The organism is Ochrobactrum sp. SFR4 (assembly GCF_019730395.1).
Classification (GTDB): Bacteria; Pseudomonadota; Alphaproteobacteria; order Rhizobiales; family Rhizobiaceae; genus Pseudochrobactrum.
This window is the reverse complement of the sequence record NZ_JAAPBB010000296.1, coordinates 1-394: the sequence shown is the minus strand read 5'-3', so window position 1 is coordinate 394 and position 394 is coordinate 1. Positions and strand designations below refer to the sequence as shown.

The 394-nt window shown below is 50.3% G+C and carries 1 protein-coding gene; it reads right to left on the bottom strand.

Going from position 1 to position 394, the window contains the following annotated elements:
• On the bottom strand, positions 1–394 hold a 394-nt coding region (locus HBA93_RS19065; RefSeq protein ID WP_221724348.1), incomplete at both ends, for a carbohydrate ABC transporter permease.

Below are 394 nucleotides of genomic sequence, written 5' to 3'. Positions count from 1 at the left end.
CTTGTATAGGCAATGTATAGCTGTCCTGACTACGCAGCATTGTCAGCGCGACAACAAACTCGTTCCACGCATTGATAAAGGTAAAAATGGCAGTCACAGCAATTGCGGGTAAGCAAAGCGGCAGAAATACTCTTATGAGTGTTTTCCAGCGTCCTGCACCCTCCATCCACGATGCTTCTTCAAGGTCGCGGGGTATGGTGTCGAAATAGCTTTGCAACATCCAGACGGTAAACGCGATATTGAACGCCATATAGACGCCGCCAACCGCTGAAACGCTCTCGATAAGACCATAGGCAGCCAATAGCCGAAACAGGCCGAGCACCAGAACAATCGGTGATATCATCTGCGATACCAGCAAAAATTGCCGGAATGCCCCATGGCCGGTGAAGCGGAA